Raw genomic sequence first — 18,344 nt, 5'->3', positions numbered from 1 at the left:
TCACCGGGTCCCCTTCGCGGCGAACGCGGCGACGGCGTCGACGTTGTCCCGGTCGACGAACGCGGGACCGGTGAGCACCGGCTGCTGCCCGCCGCCGCTGACGTTGCCGTTGGTCGTGTACAGCCACAGGGAGTCGACCGCCAGATAGCCCTGGAGGTACGGCTGCTGGTCGACGGCGAACCGGACCGTTCCCGCCTTGACCGCCTCCACCAGGTCCTTGTTGAGGTCGAAGGTGGCGACCTGCACCTTGCCGCCCGCGTCGGCGGCCGCCTGCACGGCGGTCAGCGCGAAGGGGGCGCCGAGGGTGACGACGTGGTCGACGGCGGGGTCCTGGGTGAGTTTGGCGGTGACGGTCGACTTCACCGACGGCATGTCCGTGCCGTTGACGTACAGGTTCTCCAAGGCGCCCTTGAAGGTCTTCTTCACCCCGGCGCAGCGGGCCTCCAGGCCCACGTTCCCCTGCTCGTGGATCACGCAGAGGCCCCGCTTGGCGCCGAGCCGGTTCAGCTTCTCGCCGAAGGCCTCGCCGGCCACGGACTCGTCCTGGCCGAAGAACTGCAGCAGGCCCTGGTCCTTCCACTCGCCCAGCCCCGAGTTGAACCCGACGACGGGTATCCCGGCGGCCTCCGCCTTGGCGATCACGGCCTTCATCGCGTCCGGTTTGGCGAGGGTGACCGCGATGCCGTCGACCTTCTGGTCGATGGCGTTCTGCACCAGGTTCGCCTGGGTGGCGGCGTTGGGGTCGGAGGAGTACACGAGCTTGACGCCGCCCTTGGCCGCGGCGGTCTCGGCGCCCTTGCGGATGAGGTCCCAGAAGCTGTCCCCGGGGCCTCCGTGGGTGACCATCGCGACCGTCATCCGGGGGGCGCCGGCCTTGCCTGCGGTGTCCGCGCCGGCGGCGTTCTCCTGGGCCTGCCTCCCTCCGGAGCCGCTGGAGCAGCCGGCGACCGCGAGTGCGGACGCCGCGGCGGCGGCGGTGAGGGCGGCGAGTCTGCGGGGGCGGGGCTGATACGTGCGGTCCATCTGTCCTGCACCTCATTGCGCGACAGGGGGAGGGCGGCGGACCCGGGGAGAGGGGTCCGCGAGAGCCCGGGGCGTCAGCCGCGGCGGATCGGCGGCGCGGCTGTTGGGACCGGATCCAAGCCCGCGCGGCCGACCCCTGTCAATACTTTGTCCGGACATCATTTCAGGAGCAGGTGAGAATGTCCGTACAAAGTATTGACAGGGATTCCGGGGAAGCCATAGACCTGGACCCGGCCCCACCAGGCACGGACCCCCTCCCCGTACGCACCCCACCGCCCCAGGAGCGACGCGCATGGCCGACGCAACCGAGACCTTCGACCTGATCACCATGGGGCGGGTGGGAGTGGACCTCTACCCCCTCCAGACCGGTGTGCCCCTCGCACAGGTGGAGAGCTTCGGCAAGTTCCTCGGCGGCTCCGCCACGAACGTCGCCGTCGCCGCCGCCCGCCTCGGCCGCACCGCGGCGGTGGTCACCCGCACCGGGGACGACCCCTTCGGCACGTACGTCCACCAGGCGCTCAAGGAGTTCGGCGTCGACGACCGCTGGGTGACCCCGGTCCCCGCCTACCCGACGCCCGTCACGTTCTGCGAGATCTTCCCGCCCGACCACTTCCCGCTCTACTTCTACCGCCGGCCCAAAGCGCCCGACCTGGAGATCCATCCCGGCGAACTCGACCTCGGCGCCATCCGCCGGGCCCGCGTCTTCTGGATGACGGGCACCGGGCTCAGCGCGGAACCCAGCCGCACCGCCACCCTCACCGCCCTCGCGGCCCGCGCCAAGGCCGGCCCCACCGTCTTCGACCTGGACTGGCGCCCCATGTTCTGGGACGACCCCGCGCAGGCCCGCGCCGCCTACGCCGAGGCCCTGCGCCACGCCACCGTCGCCGTCGGCAACATCGACGAGTGCGAGATCGCCACGGGCGCCCGCGACCCCCGCGCCTGCGCCGACGCCCTGCTCGCGGCAGGCGTCGAGCTCGCCGTCGTCAAACAGGGCCCCCGCGGCGTCCTCGCCGCGCACCGCGACGGCACCACCGCCGAGGTGCCGCCCGTCCCCGTCGACGTCGTCAACGGCCTCGGCGCCGGCGACGCGTTCGGCGGCTCGCTGTGCCACGGCCTGCTCTCCGGCTGGGAACTGGAGCGGACCATGCGGTACGCCAACGCCGCGGGCGCCCTCGTCGCCTCCCGGCTCGCCTGCTCCTCCGCGATGCCCACCGCCGCCGAGCTCGACGCCCTCGTCGCCCGCGGCTAGGCCGTGCCCGGCAGCCCCCGCCCCCGCCGTCGCTGCCCCCTCGCCCCCTGCCCCCTCCCCGCTTCCTCCCGCCCGCCGCGTGAGAGGCCCGCCCCCAGACCCCGTCCCCGCGCCCGGACACCGCCCGTCCGCAGCCACCGGACGGGCTTGAGTAGGAGCCCGACGTGACCATCAGCATCTCCGCACTCGCCACCCTGCGGGCCAGGCACCCCGAGGCCATCGCCGAGGCCGCCGCACGCCGCTCCCGGCGCCCCCTGCTCGGAGCCGGCGGCCGCCTCATGATCGTCGCCGCCGACCACCCCGCGCGCGGCGCCCTCGCCGTCGGCGGCGACCCGCTCGCCATGGCGAACCGCGCGGACCTGCTCGAACGGCTCTGCACCGCCCTGTCCCGCCCCGGGGTCGACGGCGTCCTCGCCACCGCGGACATCCTGGAGGACCTGCTCCTCCTCGGCGCCCTCGACGGCAAGGTCGTCATGGGCTCCATGAACCGCGGCGGCCTCGCCGGCGCCCGCTTCGAGCTCGACGACCGGTTCACCGGCCACCGCGCCGAGGACCTCGCCCGGCTCCGCTTCGACGCCGGCAAGCTCCTCCTGCGCATCGACTACACCGACCCGGGCTCCCTCACCACCCTGCACGCCACCGCCCGCGCCATCGACGCCATGGCCGCCCTGCGGCTCCCCGTGTTCGTCGAACCCTTCATCTCCCGCCGCGGCGAGCACGGCGTACGCAACGACCTCGGCGCCGCGGCGGTGACCCGCGCCATCGCGATCGCCTCCGGACTCGCCGGAACCTCCGCCTACACCTGGCTGAAACTGCCGGTCACCGACGACCCCGACGACATGGCCGCCGTCCTGGAGACCTCCACCCTCCCCGCCGTCCTCCTGGGCGGCGACGTCGGCGAGGACCAGGACGGAGCGTACGAGCGGTGGCGCAAGGCCCTCCGACTGCCCACCGTGCAGGGCCTCGTCGCCGGACGCTCCCTGCTCTACCCCGCCCGCGGCAGCGTGGAGGACGCCGTGGACACCGCCGTCGGCCTGCTGTGACGAGGAGCCACCACCATGACCACCACCCACCACCTGCCCGCGGGCAAGGCCGCGAACGGCCCGTACGCCGTCGACATCGGCCCCGGCTCCGCCGGCGCCGGCCCCGGCTCCGCCGGCTGGGCCCACTCGAGCCTGCGCGTGCTCGACCTGCCGCCCGGCGGCCGGCACACGTACGACACCGGCGACAGCGAATGGATCGTGCTGCCCCTCTCCGGCTCCTGCACCGTCACCGCCGACGACCGGACCTTCCCGCTCACCGGCCGCCCCGACGTCTTCCGCGCCGTCACCGACTTCGCGTACGCGCCCCGCGACGCCCGGGTCTCCCTCACCACCCCCGGCGGCGGCCGCTTCGCCCTCGCCGGAGCCCGCTGCGACCGCCGCCTGCCCGCCCGCCACGGCCCGGCCTCCGGCGTCCCCGTGGAACTGCGCGGCGCCGGCACCTGCTCCCGCCAGGTCAACAACTTCGCCGCGGCGGACGCCTTCCCCTGCGACCGCCTCATCGCCGTGGAGGTCCTCACCCCCGGCGGCAACTGGTCCTCGTACCCGCCGCACAAGCACGACGAGCACCGCCCCGGCGAGGAGTCCGCGCTGGAGGAGGTCTACTACTTCGAGATCGCCGCCCGCGGCGGCACACCCGGCTTCGGCTACCAGCGGGTCTCCCCGTCCGGCCGCGGCCGCGGCACCGACGTCCTCGCCGAAGTGCGGCACGGCGACACCGTCCTCATCCCCGACGGCTGGCACGGCCCGTCCATCGCCGCGCCCGGCCACCCCATGTACTACCTCAACGTCATGGCCGGGCCCGGCACCGAACGCGCCTGGCTGATCCGCGACCACCCCGACCACGCCTGGATCCGCTCCACCTGGCCGGACCAGCCCGTCGACCCCCGCCTCCCCCTCTACACCGCCCCGTCCGAGTGAGGTCACCCCGCATGAGCCCGTCCACGCGCCGCCTGACCGTCGCCCAGGCCCTGGTGCGCTTCCTGTCGGCCCAGTACACCGAACGCGACGGCGTCCGGCACCGGCTCATCGCCGGCACCTGGGGCATCTTCGGCCACGGCAACGTCGCCGGCCTCGGCCAGGCACTCCTCGAAGCCGGCGAGGAGGCCATGCCGTTCCACCAGGGCCGCAACGAGCAAGCCATGGTGCACGCAGCCGTCGGCTACGCCCGGCACCTCAACCGGCTCTCCGCGATGGCCGTCACCACCTCCATCGGCCCCGGCGCCACCAACCTCGTCACCGGCGCCGCCCTCGCCACCGTCAACCGGCTGCCCGTCCTCCTGCTGCCCGGGGACTCCTTCGCCACCCGCACCGCCGACCCCCTCCTCCAGCAGCTCGAACACCCCGTGTCCGCCGACGTGACCGTCAACGACACCCTCCGCCCCGTCTCCCGCCACTTCGACCGGATCACCCGCCCCGAGGCGCTCGTCCCCGCCGCCCTCCAGGCGATGCGCGTCCTCACCGACCCGGCGGACACCGGAGCCGTGACCCTGGCACTGCCGCAGGACGTCCAGGCCGAGGCATACGACTGGCCCGAGGCGTTCTTCGCGGACCGCGTCTGGACCGTGCGCCGCCCCGCCCCCGACCCCGCCGAACTCGCCGCCGCGGCCGACGCCGTCCGCGCCGCCGAGCGCCCCCTGCTCATCGCCGGCGGCGGAGTCCACCACAGCCAGGCCGAGGACGCCCTGCGGGCCCTCGCCGACGCCACCGGCATCCCCGTCGCCTCCACCCAGGCCGGCAAGGGCTCCCTGCGCCACGACCACCCCGCGGACCTCGGCGGCATCGGCCACACCGGCACCGCCGCCAGCGACGACCTCGCCCGCACCGCCGACCTCGTCATCGGCGTCGGCACCCGCTACACCGACTTCACCACCGCCTCCGGCACCCTCTTCGCCCGCCCCGACGTCCGCTTCGTCAACCTCAACATCGCCCCCTTCGACGCCCACAAGATGGCCGCCCGCACCCTCGTCGCCGACGCCCGCGCCGGCCTCGCGGCACTCGCCGAGGCACTCGCCGGACACCGCGTCGACCCCGCGTACGAGGCCGAGTACCGCGCGGGCAAGGAACGGTGGGACCGGGTCGTCGCCGCCGCCTACCGCGCCGACGACGACACGGCCGTACCCACCCAGACCCAGGTCCTCGGCCTCCTCGACGAGACCGTCGGGGACGACGACGTCGTCGTCAACGCCGCCGGGTCCCTCCCCGGCGACCTGCACAAGCTGTGGCGGGCCCGCTCCCCGCGCCAGTACCACCTGGAGTACGGCTACTCCTGCATGGGCTACGAGATCCCCGGCGGCATCGGCGTCCAACTCGCCGCGCCCGGCACGCCCGTGTGGTCCCTCGTCGGCGACGGCACGTACCTGATGATGCCCACCGAGATCGTCACCGCCGTCCAGGAGGGCCTCCCCGTCAATCTCGTCCTCCTCCAGAACCACGGCTACGCCTCCATCGGCGGCCTGTCCGAGCAGGTCGGCGGGGAACGCTTCGCCACCGCCTACCGCTACCGCACCCCCGACGGCGCGTTCGTCGGCGCACCGCTCCCCGTCGACCTCGCCGCCAACGCCGCCAGCCTCGGCATGGACACCCTCCGCGCCCGCACCGTCGGCGAACTGCGCCGCGCCCTGCGGGCCGCCCGCGCCTCCGACCGGCCCACCTGCGTGTACGTCGAGACCGCGCCGCCCGGCGCGGAGGCACCCGGCGCCCAGGCATGGTGGGACGTCCCCGTCGCCGAGGTCGCCTCCCGGGAGGCCGCCGTCGCGGCCCGCAAGACGTACGAGAGCCACACCCCCGCCATCCGCCGCCACCTCTGAACCCCGCCGCCGCCCCGGCACCCTCCCCCCGCACCGGACCCGGCCGGGTCCGGCAGCGGTGCCGCACCAGGGGCCGCCGCCGGTACGCCCATACCGGCCGCGCCCCCGCCGGCAGGTGCCCGCACCCACACAGGATGAGTACGCGTACTCACGTGCGACTCGCCCGGCTGTTCGTAACCTCCGGTCATGAACAGTCAGAACACCGCCCCCGCGGACGCCTTCCGCGTCGGCGTCACCGGGGTCGGCGCCAGCCTGCCGGAGCAGGTCGTCGACTCCGAGCGGCTGCTCCGGGACATCGCCGGCGCCAGCGGGCCCACCCTGCCGCCCGGCATATTCGAGCGGGCGACCGGCATCACCACCCGCCGCGCGGCGGGCCCCGGCGAGTACGCCTCCACCCTCGCGGAGCGCGCCGCGCGCACCGCCCTCGACCGGGCCGGACTCGACCCCCTCGACCTCGACCTGCTGGTCTTCGCGTCCGCCACCCGGGACATGGTGGAACCGGCCACCGCGCACATCGTCCAGGCGTCGCTCGGCTCCCGCGCCCACGCCCTCGACGTGTCAAATGCGCGTAGGTCCACCCTTTGACGCTCGGGGTCGTCTGTGCAGGTCAGCGGCCGATTGCGCCCCGGAATACCGAACGCCCCGCCTGCTCTGGCGGGGCGTAGCGGGCGCCTCAGGGCCTAGGGCCGCTGGGTCGCGTCAGTCGGTGGAGTCGCCACCCTCAGGCGCAGCGCCCCATCTTTACGTTGCGTCCACGGATCGGGCCAAGGGTTGACCTCGAACACGCCGTTCAACCAGCATGACTACTGGACCAGTCCACTAGTCGAGTAAGGGCCTGATCATGGCACTGCCGAAGTACGACCAGATCGCCGCAGATATTCGCGGCCGGATCGTGCGGGGAGACCTGAAGCCGGGCGACTCCCTGCCTTCCGAGCGGGAGTTGACCGAGCGATGGTCGGTGTCCCGCGCGACCGTTGTTCGAGCGCTTGAGGTGCTGCGGCACGAGGGGCTCATCGAGACCCGCCAGGGCACGGGGTCCACGGTTCGCGAACGGGTGCTGCTGGCCCGGACGGCGGGTGAGCGCTATAAGGCGTCCGTGGACACCGGGCACATCTACACGGCAGGTGAGCACGCAACGATCGTGTCTGCCGAGCTGGTTCCCGCTCCGGAGGATGTGGCTACCGCCCTCGGCGTTCAGTCGGGCGATCAGGTGGCCCGGCGGCAGCGTGTTACGTACGAGGGTGAGAATCCGACCGCCACCAGTTGGAGTTGGTTCACTGCCGAGGTGCTGGAGGCGGCGCCGCGTCTCCTTCAGCGTGAGCGCATCCGCGAGGGCACGACACGGTACGTCGAGATGCAGACCGGGCGGCGCCCTCACACAGCCCGGGACTGGTGGACGGCTCGGCTCGCCACACCCGAAGAGTTGGAGCTGCTGCACCTCGACGGCCCCGAAGCGGTGAGCGAGGTTCGCCACGTGACGTACTGCGAGGAGGGCAGGCCCCTGACGTACGAGGTTGGTATCTCCCCCGCCGGTCGCTGGTCGCGGACGGAGGAATACGCGATGAGTAACTGACCCTCGCCGCACAGGGATACAGCCCCCACCTCATTCGGGTGGGGGCTTTTCCGTATCCGTTGACATGACTAGTCAACCGGTGGACCATTCAAGTGGGCGGCTGGCTACGGTCGGTGACACCGCAGCCTCAGCCTGCCCATGCCCAAGACCTGCCAGACCCCGGCGCCGCTGGCACGGCCCGGGGCTTGGCCAACGCTGTAGAGGAGCGTCAACGATGAGCATTATCCATGCCTTACTGCGTCTGCTGCTGGGCGTGTTCGCGCCCGGTTCCGGTCGACGGCGGGCGGGCACGCGCCCGACCACGGCGGCCCCCGCCACACAGCCCCAGACCTCTCGTCCCTCGTACGGGCAGGTGGCGCAGTTCGGCCCGGGGTGGGGATGGACCGCGCGGCCCCGGTCCCCGTACGGGCTGCGCGAGACGTTCGACGGCGAGACCCTCGCCCTGGTCCGGCCGTACCTGGTCGCGCACGAGCGGCGGCAGGAGAGGCTGCGGCAGCAGCGGCGCTGCCTCACGCTCGTGATGGCGGCGGACTTCGGGATCGACCTTGACCGGCGCGTCCTTCACGGGGTGTCCCGGTGAGCGCGCGCCTGAAGCGGGTCGAGCCGCTGGACACGGCCCCGTGCGGGGTGCGGCGTCCGGGGTGGGAGCGTCCGGGGCCCGGTCGACACCGCCTGCCGTGCATCCTCCCGGGCGGGCATGAGGGTGAGCACCGGGACGCGTTCGCGCAGACGTGGACGGCCCCGGTCCCGTGCGGGGCGCGGCGGTCCGGGTGGGAGCGGCCCGGCCCCGGACGCCACCGCCAGCCGTGTGTCCTGCCCGCCGGTCACGACGGCGGGCACCGGGACACGCTCGGGCAGACGTGGGCGGCCCCGGTCGAGCCTCAGGAGGAGAGCGTGCAGCCCGGCTACCGGGCGCCTGCACGGAAGCCCATCCGTATGTGCGTGAGGTGCAACCACATCACGGACACCCCCGTCATCGTCGCGGAGATCGATCAGGGGACCGGGCCCGGGTTCACGGTGTACGCCTGTCTTGGGTGCGCCCCGTACTACGTCGCGCGCCCCGAGCGGCACCGCGTGCAGCCTGACTGCGCGGGCGGTGCCGAGTGAGCGCGGTCGCACGGTGACCGTGCACACCCTTGACCACGGCCCGGTGACCGTGCCGGAGCCCGACTGGTGCCGGGGCCACGACCAGGGCGCCCCGCAGTACCGAGCGGACGTGACCCACACCGGGCCGTCGCTGTCCCTGACGGCGCCGTCCCGGCGGGGCCCGGTCGAATGGCTGCATGCCGTGGTAGACGCCGCGCCGTACAGCGCCCGCGAACGGGACGTGGCGGTCGTGGTGGAGCTGGGCGGCGGCTCGTACCGGTACAGCCCGGAGGGACTGCGCGAACTCGCGGACGACCTGACGGCACAGCTCCAAGAGATCCGGGCGTTCGCAGACACGCTGGCCGCGATCCGTGCGAACGAGGGCGGTGACCGGTGAGCGGGCGCCGCACGATCGTGGACACGTGGGCGGAGATGGACCGCACCGGTCTGTCCGGGGCGTGCGTGATGGATGAGCACCGCTATTGCACTCCTCCGCAGGACGTGTACGTGGTCCAGCGGGGGCAGCCGGTGACCGAGCCGCCCGCCGTGTCGATCAGGTGCGCGTGCGCCTGCCATGAGGGCGTACCCGTCCGGCGGGAGGTCGTCACCGTGTAGACCGGCCGCCCGTCCCGCTTCCCTTCCCCCAGGCGGGCGGGGCGGGCGGCCCCTGACAGCCTCCCGCGCCCGGCGTCCATGGCCCCCGGCCAGGCGCGGGAGGCACCCAACGGCCCCCGGGAATCCCTCCCGGGGGCCTTGTGCTGCCCGCGTCTACTCGTCGGCCGACCCTGCCCGCCACGCGGTCACCGCCCGCCGCCAACGGCGCCACGACGCGTAGACGACCATGAACTCTGCGGGCATCCCGAGCGGTCCCCCGTTCGGCCAGTCCCGCTCCGCCTTGCTGAGCTTCCCCCGCCACACCGGTTCGGCACGCGGCGGCGGCGCGGGAGTCTCGGCGGCCCGCACGCTGCGGGCGGCGCGGGCCGCCCGGCGGGGCGTTGTCACGAGCCTGCCCCCGCGTCGTCGACGATGCGCCACCCGAGCTGGGTCATGGCGCGCGGGGTGAGCCCCAGCGCCTCACCCGCGTGCCGGGCCTCCTGCGCCTGCCACGCGGACGCCTCTCCCGCGAGAATCGCAGCTTCGTACACGATCAGTACGGCGACCGTGCCCCGCGCCGTGTCGTCCCACTGCGTCGCCTGCGGGGACTGCCACAACTCCTCCCACCGGGCCCGGTCCGCGTCCGTCCACTCCCGCCCGGCAGGCATCTCCGGCACGGGCAGCGTGCACCCCTGGGCAGGCAGGCTCACCAGGGCGGCGCGGCCCTGCCCCCGGTGGGCGCGGCTGTACGGCTTCGACGGGTCCCGTGGTGCGGGCATAGCTCACCCTCCGTGGCTGGTGTTGGGGTTGATTGGTCGACCGATCGCCCGGAGCCCTCCTCCGCGTCGTCGCCCCCCTACCCCTTGGGGGTTACCCCCTGGGGTGGGTTCACGGTCGGTGAGCGGTGCGCTGGGCTACATCCAGCCGTGTGTGCAGGACGCTGCGGGCGCGCAGTGCTGCCTGTAGCTGTGCGTCGTCTCCTGCCTGGCGGGCGCGAACGACGGCGGCGTGTGCCTGGCGCAGCGGTTCGTAGTGGTGCTTCCAGCGGTTGCGGTCGCGCGGGTCGAACGCGTCGAGCCACACGGTGAACTCGTCGTCGGTCATGTTTCCCTCGCAGGTCGGTGCGGGCCGCGCCGTACGAGCATCGAGCTGTACGGCGCGGCCTTCGGCGGTGAGGTCAGACCGTGAACGGCTCGATGTCTTCCCCGAGCACGGTCGGGGCGGCGGGGCGGCGGGGATCGCGCGGGACGGGGTTCTCCTCGCGGGGCACGCCGTAGTAGTCGCGCATGCTGGCGAGGATTCCTCGGGTGGCGGATGCCGCCGCGTCGTTGAGCCCCTTGGCCGACTCGGCGGCCTTCACGCCCTGGGCGGCTGCCAATCGGTGGGGGTCGGTGTCCTGCTCGGCGGCACCGGCCACGGCCATCGCGATGATGGCCTTCTGGGCGTTCTTGACGTCGCGGTCGTCGCACCCCCGGGAGTAGAGGTAGTCGGCTCCCCACGCCGTGACGACCAGGGCGCCGACGTCATCTTGGCGCTGGGCGAGGTGGATGAGGGTGCTTTGTGGGTCGTTGCTGCCGTCGAGGATCATGCGGGCGTCCTCCCGGGCGATCATCTCGCGGTTGCGGGTAAGGGTGGGGAACGCGTTGGTGATGAACGAGGCGCGGGCCACGGTGATGTTGTTGTCGGCGGTGCGGTGCTTGTCGGCGGTCTTCTGCTCGGCGTCGGTGAGGAGGTCCTGCATCATGCGCTTGCGACCCTCGGGGTAGAGGGTGTCGTTCAGGCGCAGCTTCTCCATCTCGTTGTGCGCGAAGTTGAGAAGGGTGTCGTAGGAACGGACGGTCTTGAGCGCGGTGGCGATCTGCGTGCGGCCGGTCGCGGGCAGGCGGCCGGTTGGGTGGTCGGTTTCGTGAGCGGCAATGGCCTTGATCACTCCGGCCATGATGGTGTCGATCTCGCTCTTGATCTGTTCCATGTGTGCTCTTCTCTATCGGCGGGGGCTTGCTCCCGGCGGCCGGTTGGCCACTGGGAGGCTTGGAGAGGGCGCCGGAGGACGTGGCTGCGTCCCGAGACACGACCGGGCGCGGCAGTCGTCCCTGCGGTCCATGCGCGGTGCGGGGGGTGTAGGTCCCGTCGAGTACGGGGGCCAGGTCGACACACCTCCCCGACCCGCCGGCGCGCAGCTGGCAGGGAGTGGCCGGCGGGGTGGCGTCCGGCGCGGAGTCGACGGCGGCGCGTTGCCGGTCGCGCTCCGCGTACCTGCTGACCACACGCCCGGCGGCGGGTGGGGCGGGTCACGGTGCGCGCATGTCAGCGGGGGCAGACGTAGTGCAACCGCACGGGGGCCTGTACAGCGTCGGCTGACGCGGTCACGCGGCGTCGCCACCCACTGGCGGGTCCGGGTGGACCGGACTGCGCTTGTGGGGCGTACGGCGGGGTGCGGGCGGCTCATCGGCCCGGCGGCCGAGCACACCCCCGAGGATGAGGCGTAGCCGCTCCCGCTGGCGCGGGCTGAGCGGCGGCGCGGCGTCCACCAGGGCGCGGATGCGTGCCCGGTAGCCGTCCGGCTCGGGGCCCGGCGCAGCGGGGGGAGGAGTGCTGGGGTCGGTCGCCACGGGGCGTCACCTCCATAGGTTCCGGCACGCGAAACGGCCCCGGACCACGGAGCGTGGTCGGGGGCCGCTTCAGGCAACGGGATTGCTCTACAGGTCGTGCTTCCACTCAACTTCGACGCGCTTCGACACGTCTACCCGACTGCCGGGTTGGTGCGGCAGAAGCGTGATGTTCAGCAGAGTGCGGACGACATCGCGTCGCCGATCGAGATGAAGCGTTGGCCACACAACAGCGATGTCCGGACGCACAACGTCACGCAGGACGGCGGGGACGCGCAGCTCGTAGGCTCGCTTCTCTGCTGCTTCGATCTCTGGCAGCAAGCGAGCTTCGATCCGGGCGAGAGCCGATGCGCTGAGTTTCCCTGTGGCGGCGGTGTCATAGAACTCATCCAGCCGGGCCCGCTTCTCGGCCGCCTCTTCCAGGGCGCGTTGCACGTCTGCGGCCGTGGTGTCGTTCGCGATCAGGTCGGCGGCGTCCGGGCTCGACAGCCGTTCGATCACGAGCCTTTCGATGTAGTCGTCCAACCGTTCCTGACGGACCACGGTGCACTTCGAGGAGAGACTTTCCCTTGTGCCCCGGCAGGCGTATGACGCGCGCCCTACTGCGCCATTGATGAACGCCATAGGGCCTCCGCACACGCCGCAACGAACGATGCCTGTGAGAAGGTGACGCGTCCGCCCGTCCCTGTGGTACGAGCGCCCCGGGCGGGACAAGCGCTGTACGCAGGTGTAGAACGTCGCGTCATCCAGCAGACGCGGCCAGCACGCCTTGCCGATGACCTTCCCCTGATGCACGCGCTGGCCGATGTAGCCAGGGTTGGTGACCATGCGGCTGATGCCACTGGTTTGCCACGCCTTGCCCCACCCAGTTGTGATCTTGCGTCGGTTGAAGTCCACGGCGATGGTCCGCAGCGATTCTCCCGCCGCCACCCGCCTAGCGGCTTCCCGGACCACCGCTGCTTGCTCCGGGTGTGGAATCTGTCGTGCGAACGCTCCGGTCTTGGGGTCGTACTCCCGCACGTAGCCGAAAAGCAGGCGGCCGTGCGGCCCACCCTTCTTGGCGTGGTTGCGCTTGTCCCTCATGATCCGATCCCGGGTCATGCTCGATTCGCGCTCGTCCAGCAAGGCGTCAAGGCCCGTGGTGAACCGGTCGTCGGTTCGCGTCAGGTCGTACAAGCGGCCCTTGTACGACCACTGAACCCCGTTGTCCTCCGCGACACGCCGCAGCTTGACGTACGCCTCCAGATCACGCTGAGCGCGCGATGACTCCCATGTCACGAGAACATCGGCGCGACCCTGCTCCAAGAACTTGATCAGCGCGTCGTACTGCGGGCGTTCCTTGGTCGCGTACCGGGACGCGGAACGGGCGTTGTCCTTGAAGACTTCCGCGAGGGTCCAGCCGCGCCGCTCACACTCGGCGGTGCACTCGTCGATCTGCTGGGATACGGAACGCAACTGCTGGCGAGGGTCGTACGACACGCGGGCGTAGATCACAGCGCGAAGCGGTCGCCCCGCTACTGGCCCGGCGGTCAGCGCTGCCTCAGTAGTGGAGCGGCCTGTAGCCTGGCGCATGGTTCCTCACTCACCTCTCTGAGCTGGGGATCAAGGCCCTGAGCTGGTGTCCCATCACCGGTTCAGGGCCGTTTCACAGAAGAGTGTGCGAGCGAGATTTGGCGGTGACCAACGCGTGCAACAGCTTCGTCAACGGCATCGACCTCGCCCGCACCATGATCCTCGCGGGCCGCGCACACCGCGCCCTCGTCGTCACCGGCGAGACCCCCAGCAGGGCCGTGCGCCGCCGGCCCGCCGACCTCGACCAGTTCCGCGACGGCTTCGCCGGCTACACCTTCGGCGACGCGGGCGCCGCCGTCGTCCTCCAGGCCGTGGAACGCGGCGGCATCCTCGACGTCGACACCTCCACGCACTCCGAGCACTGGGGCGTCGGCGGCATCTTCGGCGGCGGCTCGCGCCACCCGCGCGGCGACGAGCACACGTACTTCCGCGGCGACGGCAAGGAACTGCGCGAGGTGTTCGAGAAGGTCGGGACCTCCGTGCTCGACCGGATGCGCACCCGCACCGGCCTGGACTGGACCGACTTCCGGCACGTCCTGGTCCACCAGGTCACCGTGCCCTACCTGGAGCGGTTCGCCGAGATGACCGGCGTGCCCGAGGACCGCCTCGTGGTCACCGTGCCCGAGCTCGGCAACGTCGCCAGCGCCAGCCTCGGCGTCCAGCTCGACCGGGTCCACGACGGGCTGCGCCCCGGCGACAAGCTGCTGTTCGTCGGGCTCGGCGGCGGGATCAGCATCATGACGATGGTCTGGGAGCACGCATGACCGCGCTGTGGGTGATCGTGCCCGCCCACCAGGAAGCCGCACGGCTCGGCGGCACGCTCGACGCGCTCGCCGCCCAGCACGACCGCGACTTCACCCTCGTCGTCGTGGACAACGCCTCCACCGACGGCACCGCCCGGATCGCCGAGCGGTTCGCCGCCCGCGCGCCGTTCCCCGTACACGTCCTGCGGGAACCGGAGAAGGGCGTCGGCTGCGCCGTGGACACCGGGTTCCGCCACGCCATCGGGCAGGGCGCCCGCCTGCTCGCCCGCACCGACGCCGACTGCCTGCCGCACCCCGGCTGGACCGCCGCCGCCCGGGCCGCGCTGACCGCGGGCGCCGGCCTCGCCTGCGGCCGGATCACGGCCCGCCGCGACGAGAACGGGCCCCTGGCCCGCGCCGCGTTCCGCGCCATGGTCGGCACGGCCGCGTTCTTCGGCCGCATCCGCCCCGCGCACCGGCGCCGCCACGGCTACCTCACCCCGTACCGCATGCACGCCGGCAACAACATGGCCGTCACCGCCGCACTGTACGAAGCCGTCGGCGGGATGCCCCGCCGGCCCTCGCCCACGGACCGGCTGTTCCTCAACCGGGTCCGGCGCCACACGGCGGCGATCGTCCGCGTGCCCGGCATGGTCGTGGAGAACTCCACCCGCAGGCTCCGCGCCTACGGCGTGGTCGGCACCGCCCGCTGGTACCTCGACAAGGGACCCGGCCGCCAGGGAGAGGACCCCCGCTGATGCTGGACGCCCTCGACCACGCCCTGCGCCGCGACCCCCACCGCCCGGCGATCCTCGGCACCACCCGCTCCGGCGCCGTCCGGGTCCGCGCCACCCGCGGCGACCTCGCCGCGCTCGCCGACCGCTACGCCCGCGGACTGCACGCCCGCGGACTGCGGCGCGGCGACACCGCCGGCGTCGCCGTGCGGCCGGGCCCGCGCGCCCTCGCCGTGCTGCTCGCCGCCCACCGGCTCGGCCTGCGCGCCGCGGTCCTCGACCCCGGCGCGGGCCCCGACGTGCTGCGGGCCCGGCTCGCCCTGGCCGCGCCGCGCCTCGTCCTCGCGGACGCCACCGCGCAGGCCGCCGCCGGCTGGGCGCGGCCGCTCGCCCGCCGGGCCCGCCTCGCGCTGCCCGACCTCGCCGCGCTCGGCCCCGTCGCCACCGTCGGGCCGCGGCTGCCCGGCTGCGCCCCCGCCCTCGGCGACGGCCCGTCCGGCGGCGTGCCGCCCCGGCCCGCCGACGAGGACGGCGACGCGGTCGTCGTCTTCACCTCGGGCACCACGTCCCGCCCCCGTGCCGTGGTCCACACCCGGGCCTCCTCGCCGCGGGCATGGCCGCCGTGACCGGCCTGGTCGCCCCCGCGAGGGCCGGCCCGTGCTCGGCGGCACGTTCTTCGTCCTCGTCCCCTCCCTCGCGAGCGGCGCCCCCGTCGCGCTGCCCGCCCGGTCCCCGCGCCCGCTCGCACGCCAACTGCACCGCCTGGACCCGCAGGCCACCTACCTGACACCGCCGCAGCTGCGGGCCGCCCTCGACGCCCGAGCCCGCTTCACGGGCCGCGTGTGGACCGGCTCCGCCCCCGCGAGCGCCGCGCTGCTCACCCGCGTCAAGGAAGCGGGCGCCCAGGAGGCGTGGGGCGTGTACGCGCTGACCGAGCTGTTCCCCGCGGCCGCCGTCGAACAGGCCGAGAAGGCCGCCTTCACCGGCGGCGGCGACCTCGTCGGCACACCGCTGCCCGGCGTCACGGCCAAGCCCGGCCCCACGGGGGAACTGCTGCTGTCCGGGCCGGCGGCCCGCGACCGGTACCTCGGCGAGGACCCCGACCCGTGGGTCGCCACGGGCGACCGGGCCCACCTCGACGGCGGCCGCATCGTCCTGGAGGGCCGCTGCAAGGACATGGTGCTGCGGCGGGCCGAGAACATCTACCCGGGGCTGTACGAGCCGTCACTCCATGTGCCGGGCGTGGACCTCGCCCTGCTCGTCGGCGTGCCCGCCGCCGACGGCGACGAGCGGCTCGTCGCCGTCGTCCAACCGCACCGCGACGCCGACCCCGCCCGCGTCCGGGACGCCCTGGCCGCGCCGCTGCGCCGCATGGGCACGGCCCGGCCCGACACCGTGCTGCTCGCCGACATCCCGCTGTCCGGCCGCTCGTCGAAGCCCGACCGGGCGGCCGCCGCCCGCTGGGCCGCCGCACGCCTGGACGGGAGCGGCCGGTGACGGGACCGCTGCGGGAGTCGTCCGACGACGTCGAACTGCTCGACCGGGCCCGCGAGCACAGCGACCCCGTCGTGCGGGTCGAGCACCTCGTGGTCCGCGCCGGCCTCCGGCGGGTGCGGGCCCGGGGCGCCCGCCGCACCCTCCTCTGGTACCGGGACCGCCGGTACCTGCCCGCAGACGAACGCGAGGTGCACGTCCGATGACCACGCCCACCCAGCCCCGCCGCGCGGCCGGGCGCCTCCGGGACCGGCGGGTCCACACCCGCTCCCACCCGGTGCTGTTCGCGCTGCTCGCGGCGGCCCGCCGCACGCCCGTGACCCGCATCGGCGGCACCGTCCTCGTGCACGGCACCGACGCCTTCCGGGAGGTGCTCACCCGCGTGCCGCTCGACCGCACCGCCCGCGGAACGACGGGCGGCGCCGCACGGGAGCTGTCGTCCGGCGGCCTGCTCTTCGACCAGGAGGGCGCCGGCCACCGGGACGCCCGCCGCGGTGTCGCCGCGGACCTCGGCGCCGCCGGCGTGGAACGGCTGCGGCCCGTGTGGCGGGAGGTGCTGGAGCGGCGCCTCGCCCCGCTGGAGGCGGGCGTCGGCGTCGACCTCGTCCCGCTGGCCCGCGAGGTGGCCGCTCCACCGTCCTCGCGCTCCTGGGCGGCCGCGGCGACCCCGTGGAACTCGCCGAGGCCGCCGGGCAGGCCGCGGCCGCGGCCGTACGGGACCATCTGCCCGGCCCGCGCCTGCCCGGCACGTCCCGGGCGGCCGCCGAAGCCGCCGCACGGCTGGAGCGGCTGCTCGACCAGGCAGGCCCCGACCGCCACCCGCCCCGGAACGGGGACCTCCCGCACGGCACGGCCGGCGCCTGCCCCGCGCACCCCCTGGACGGCCGGGCGGCACAGGACGGGCCGCCGCCCGGCGGGCAGCAGCGGGGACTGCGGTCCATGCTGGCCGTCGCGGCCGTGAGCACGACCGTCGCCGCGCTGCCCCGCGCGGTCGCCCGCTGCGCGGACGCCGGCCTGTGGGACGCCGCCGCCGACGACCGGCTGCGCCCCGCGCTCGTCACCGAGCTGCTGCGGGTCACCGCCCCCTCACCGGTGCTGCCCCGGGTGGCCGCGGCGGACGCCACCGTCGCCGGCTGCCCCGTACGGGCCGGGGACCGGCTCGTCCTCGTGGCACGGCACGCGGTCGGCGCCCACCGCGACGAACCCGATCCGTACCGGCCGGCGCCGCCGGGCATCGCCCAGCTGGTCTTCGGCGCAGGGCCGCACGCCTGCCCGGGGGCGCGGCTGGCCCGGGCGCAGCTCGACGACGTGCTGGCGGCGCTCGCCCCCACCGGCCGCGGGTCGCGGCGGCGCGCGTGGACCGCCGGGCCGCGCTCCCGGGCTGGCGGTCGCTCACCGTCCGCGCGGACACCGCGACGGGGAGGGCCGATGACCACCATCGCCGTCACCGGGGCCAGCGGCTTCTGCGGGTCGCACGTCGCGCGCACCGCCGCCGCCCGCGGCGCGCGGGTGCTGTGCGTGGGCCGGCGCCCCGGCCCGGTGGGGGAGCACGTCCCGTGGGACGCGGCGACCGGCCTGCCGGACCTGGCGGACGCGGACCTCGTCGTGCACTGCGCGGCAGCGGTCGGCGACCCGGTGCCGGGTTCGGCCGCGGAGGCGGTCATGCGCGCGGTGAACGTCGACGGGACGGCGCGGCTGCTGCGGCCGCCGCCGGCCGTCCCGTCGTGTGGGTCAGCAGCGCCAGCGTGTACGCCCCGCTGCCGGTGCGCACGCCGATCACCGAGGACCACCCGGTGCGCGGCCAGGTGAACGCGTAC

The 18,344-nt window shown here is 74.1% G+C and carries 24 protein-coding genes; 17 read left to right on the top strand and 7 right to left on the bottom strand.

Features of this window, described 5'->3' with window-relative positions; translation table 11 throughout:
* A complete protein-coding gene (locus L6E17_RS00440; RefSeq protein ID WP_236238822.1) occupies positions 1-1,023 on the bottom strand; it encodes a sugar ABC transporter substrate-binding protein in 1,023 nt (340 codons plus the stop codon).
* Positions 1,024-1,315: 292 nt separating this feature from the next.
* Here L6E17_RS00440 and iolC point away from each other — a divergent pair, with 292 nt between their 5' ends.
* The 10 genes from iolC to L6E17_RS00390 all read left to right on the top strand — a co-directional run bounded on the left by iolC (position 1,316) and on the right by L6E17_RS00390 (position 9,396).
* On the top strand, positions 1,316-2,272 hold the full coding sequence (gene iolC / locus L6E17_RS00435) for a 5-dehydro-2-deoxygluconokinase (RefSeq protein ID WP_236238821.1): 957 nt from the start codon (positions 1,316-1,318) through the stop codon (positions 2,270-2,272).
* Positions 2,273-2,436: 164 nt separating this feature from the next.
* Positions 2,437-3,315 carry a deoxyribose-phosphate aldolase gene (locus L6E17_RS00430; protein WP_236238820.1) on the top strand — a complete coding sequence of 293 codons (879 nt, stop codon included), beginning with the start codon at positions 2,437-2,439 and terminating at the stop codon, positions 3,313-3,315.
* Positions 3,316-3,330: 15 nt separating this feature from the next.
* Entirely contained in the window at positions 3,331-4,233 is a 903-nt protein-coding gene (iolB, locus tag L6E17_RS00425; protein ID WP_236238819.1) for a 5-deoxy-glucuronate isomerase, read from the top strand.
* Positions 4,234-4,244: 11 nt separating this feature from the next.
* Positions 4,245-6,122 (top strand): 3D-(3,5/4)-trihydroxycyclohexane-1,2-dione acylhydrolase (decyclizing), encoded by a 1,878-nt coding sequence (iolD, locus tag L6E17_RS00420; RefSeq protein WP_236238818.1) that lies wholly within the window; start codon positions 4,245-4,247, stop codon positions 6,120-6,122.
* Positions 6,123-6,308: 186 nt separating this feature from the next.
* Positions 6,309-6,707: a hypothetical protein gene (locus tag L6E17_RS00415; RefSeq protein ID WP_236238817.1), complete on the top strand. Its 399-nt coding sequence runs from the start codon at positions 6,309-6,311 to the stop codon at positions 6,705-6,707.
* A 256-nt stretch (positions 6,708-6,963) separates the two neighbouring features.
* The gene (locus tag L6E17_RS00410) at positions 6,964-7,695 is read left to right on the top strand and encodes a GntR family transcriptional regulator (RefSeq protein ID WP_236238816.1); all 732 of its coding nucleotides are present in this window, start codon (positions 6,964-6,966) and stop codon (positions 7,693-7,695) included.
* Between the two features lie 214 nt (positions 7,696-7,909).
* Positions 7,910-8,275 carry a hypothetical protein gene (locus tag L6E17_RS00405; protein WP_236238815.1) on the top strand — a complete coding sequence of 122 codons (366 nt, stop codon included), beginning with the start codon at positions 7,910-7,912 and terminating at the stop codon, positions 8,273-8,275.
* Between the two features lie 362 nt (positions 8,276-8,637).
* Complete coding sequence (locus L6E17_RS00400; protein WP_236239674.1) at positions 8,638-8,802, top strand: hypothetical protein; 165 nt, start codon at positions 8,638-8,640, stop codon at positions 8,800-8,802.
* Between the two features lie 13 nt (positions 8,803-8,815).
* On the top strand, positions 8,816-9,178 hold the full coding sequence (locus L6E17_RS00395) for a hypothetical protein (protein ID WP_236238814.1): 363 nt from the start codon (positions 8,816-8,818) through the stop codon (positions 9,176-9,178).
* Entirely contained in the window at positions 9,175-9,396 is a 222-nt protein-coding gene (locus L6E17_RS00390) for a hypothetical protein (protein ID WP_236238813.1), read from the top strand. Before L6E17_RS00395 ends, L6E17_RS00390 begins: the two co-directional genes overlap by 4 nt.
* Positions 9,397-9,549: 153 nt before the next feature.
* On the opposite strand, the gene L6E17_RS00385 is transcribed toward L6E17_RS00390, so the two are convergent.
* From L6E17_RS00385 to L6E17_RS00360, 6 genes are all read right to left on the bottom strand, one after another.
* The gene (locus L6E17_RS00385) at positions 9,550-9,783 is read right to left on the bottom strand and encodes a hypothetical protein (RefSeq protein WP_236238812.1); all 234 of its coding nucleotides are present in this window, start codon (positions 9,781-9,783) and stop codon (positions 9,550-9,552) included.
* Positions 9,780-10,154 (bottom strand): hypothetical protein, encoded by a 375-nt coding sequence (locus tag L6E17_RS00380; protein WP_236238811.1) that lies wholly within the window; start codon positions 10,152-10,154, stop codon positions 9,780-9,782. Before L6E17_RS00380 ends, L6E17_RS00385 begins: the two co-directional genes overlap by 4 nt.
* Positions 10,155-10,263: 109 nt before the next feature.
* Complete coding sequence (locus L6E17_RS00375) at positions 10,264-10,479, bottom strand: hypothetical protein (RefSeq protein ID WP_236238810.1); 216 nt, start codon at positions 10,477-10,479, stop codon at positions 10,264-10,266.
* A 73-nt stretch (positions 10,480-10,552) separates the two neighbouring features.
* Positions 10,553-11,347, bottom strand: coding sequence for a hypothetical protein (locus L6E17_RS00370; protein WP_236238809.1), 795 nt, complete (start codon positions 11,345-11,347; stop codon positions 10,553-10,555).
* Between the two features lie 394 nt (positions 11,348-11,741).
* On the bottom strand, positions 11,742-11,987 hold the full coding sequence (locus tag L6E17_RS00365; RefSeq protein WP_236238808.1) for a hypothetical protein: 246 nt from the start codon (positions 11,985-11,987) through the stop codon (positions 11,742-11,744).
* Positions 11,988-12,074: 87 nt separating this feature from the next.
* Positions 12,075-13,478: a recombinase family protein gene (locus tag L6E17_RS00360; RefSeq protein ID WP_236238807.1), complete on the bottom strand. Its 1,404-nt coding sequence runs from the start codon at positions 13,476-13,478 to the stop codon at positions 12,075-12,077.
* A gap of 182 nt (positions 13,479-13,660) precedes the next feature.
* On the opposite strand from L6E17_RS00360, the gene L6E17_RS00355 reads away from it, so the two are divergent.
* The 7 genes from L6E17_RS00355 to L6E17_RS30785 are packed head-to-tail and all read left to right on the top strand — an operon-like array spanning position 13,661 to position 18,336.
* The gene (locus L6E17_RS00355; RefSeq protein WP_236238806.1) at positions 13,661-14,320 is read left to right on the top strand and encodes a 3-oxoacyl-[acyl-carrier-protein] synthase III C-terminal domain-containing protein; all 660 of its coding nucleotides are present in this window, start codon (positions 13,661-13,663) and stop codon (positions 14,318-14,320) included.
* Positions 14,317-15,057, top strand: a complete 741-nt coding sequence (locus tag L6E17_RS00350) for a glycosyltransferase (RefSeq protein WP_236238805.1) — start codon at positions 14,317-14,319, stop codon at positions 15,055-15,057. Before L6E17_RS00355 ends, L6E17_RS00350 begins: the two co-directional genes overlap by 4 nt.
* Positions 15,057-15,659, top strand: a complete 603-nt coding sequence (locus tag L6E17_RS30355; protein WP_268984672.1) for a class I adenylate-forming enzyme family protein — start codon at positions 15,057-15,059, stop codon at positions 15,657-15,659. The genes L6E17_RS00350 and L6E17_RS30355 overlap by 1 nt, the downstream gene beginning before the upstream one ends.
* Before the next feature lie 31 nt (positions 15,660-15,690).
* Complete coding sequence (locus L6E17_RS30350; protein WP_308315801.1) at positions 15,691-16,530, top strand: class I adenylate-forming enzyme family protein; 840 nt, start codon at positions 15,691-15,693, stop codon at positions 16,528-16,530.
* Positions 16,527-16,733, top strand: coding sequence for a hypothetical protein (locus tag L6E17_RS00340; protein WP_236238804.1), 207 nt, complete (start codon positions 16,527-16,529; stop codon positions 16,731-16,733). The genes L6E17_RS30350 and L6E17_RS00340 overlap by 4 nt, the downstream gene beginning before the upstream one ends.
* A complete protein-coding gene (locus L6E17_RS00335; protein WP_236238803.1) occupies positions 16,730-17,488 on the top strand; it encodes a cytochrome P450 in 759 nt (252 codons plus the stop codon). The genes L6E17_RS00340 and L6E17_RS00335 overlap by 4 nt, the downstream gene beginning before the upstream one ends.
* The gene (locus L6E17_RS30785; RefSeq protein ID WP_308315800.1) at positions 17,485-18,336 is read left to right on the top strand and encodes a cytochrome P450; all 852 of its coding nucleotides are present in this window, start codon (positions 17,485-17,487) and stop codon (positions 18,334-18,336) included. Before L6E17_RS00335 ends, L6E17_RS30785 begins: the two co-directional genes overlap by 4 nt.
* Positions 18,337-18,344: the final 8 nt, after the last annotated feature.

This window comes from Streptomyces sp. CC228A (assembly GCF_021390935.1).
GTDB lineage: Bacteria > Actinomycetota > Actinomycetes > Streptomycetales > Streptomycetaceae > Streptomyces.
The sequence above is the reverse complement of the archived record's forward strand: the minus strand, read 5'-3'. Positions and strand labels throughout refer to the sequence as shown.

Excerpts from the sequence above, each read along its gene's own strand:
- L6E17_RS00410 (WP_236238816.1), top strand. The coding sequence starts at position 6,964 with ATGGCACTGCCGAAGTACGACCAGATCGCCGCAGATATTCGCGGCCGG.
- L6E17_RS00415 (WP_236238817.1), top strand. The coding sequence starts at position 6,309 with ATGAACAGTCAGAACACCGCCCCCGCGGACGCCTTCCGCGTCGGCGTC.
- L6E17_RS00350 (WP_236238805.1), top strand. The coding sequence starts at position 14,317 with ATGACCGCGCTGTGGGTGATCGTGCCCGCCCACCAGGAAGCCGCACGG.
- iolD (WP_236238818.1), top strand. The coding sequence starts at position 4,245 with ATGAGCCCGTCCACGCGCCGCCTGACCGTCGCCCAGGCCCTGGTGCGC.
- iolB (WP_236238819.1), top strand. The coding sequence starts at position 3,331 with ATGACCACCACCCACCACCTGCCCGCGGGCAAGGCCGCGAACGGCCCG.
- L6E17_RS00440 (WP_236238822.1), bottom strand. The coding sequence starts at position 1,023 with ATGGACCGCACGTATCAGCCCCGCCCCCGCAGACTCGCCGCCCTCACC.
- L6E17_RS00370 (WP_236238809.1), bottom strand. The coding sequence starts at position 11,347 with ATGGAACAGATCAAGAGCGAGATCGACACCATCATGGCCGGAGTGATC.
- L6E17_RS00375 (WP_236238810.1), bottom strand. The coding sequence starts at position 10,479 with ATGACCGACGACGAGTTCACCGTGTGGCTCGACGCGTTCGACCCGCGC.
- L6E17_RS00405 (WP_236238815.1), top strand. The coding sequence starts at position 7,910 with ATGAGCATTATCCATGCCTTACTGCGTCTGCTGCTGGGCGTGTTCGCG.
- iolC (WP_236238821.1), top strand. The coding sequence starts at position 1,316 with ATGGCCGACGCAACCGAGACCTTCGACCTGATCACCATGGGGCGGGTG.
- L6E17_RS00380 (WP_236238811.1), bottom strand. The coding sequence starts at position 10,154 with ATGCCCGCACCACGGGACCCGTCGAAGCCGTACAGCCGCGCCCACCGG.
- L6E17_RS00335 (WP_236238803.1), top strand. The coding sequence starts at position 16,730 with ATGACCACGCCCACCCAGCCCCGCCGCGCGGCCGGGCGCCTCCGGGAC.
- L6E17_RS30355 (WP_268984672.1), top strand. The coding sequence starts at position 15,057 with ATGCTGGACGCCCTCGACCACGCCCTGCGCCGCGACCCCCACCGCCCG.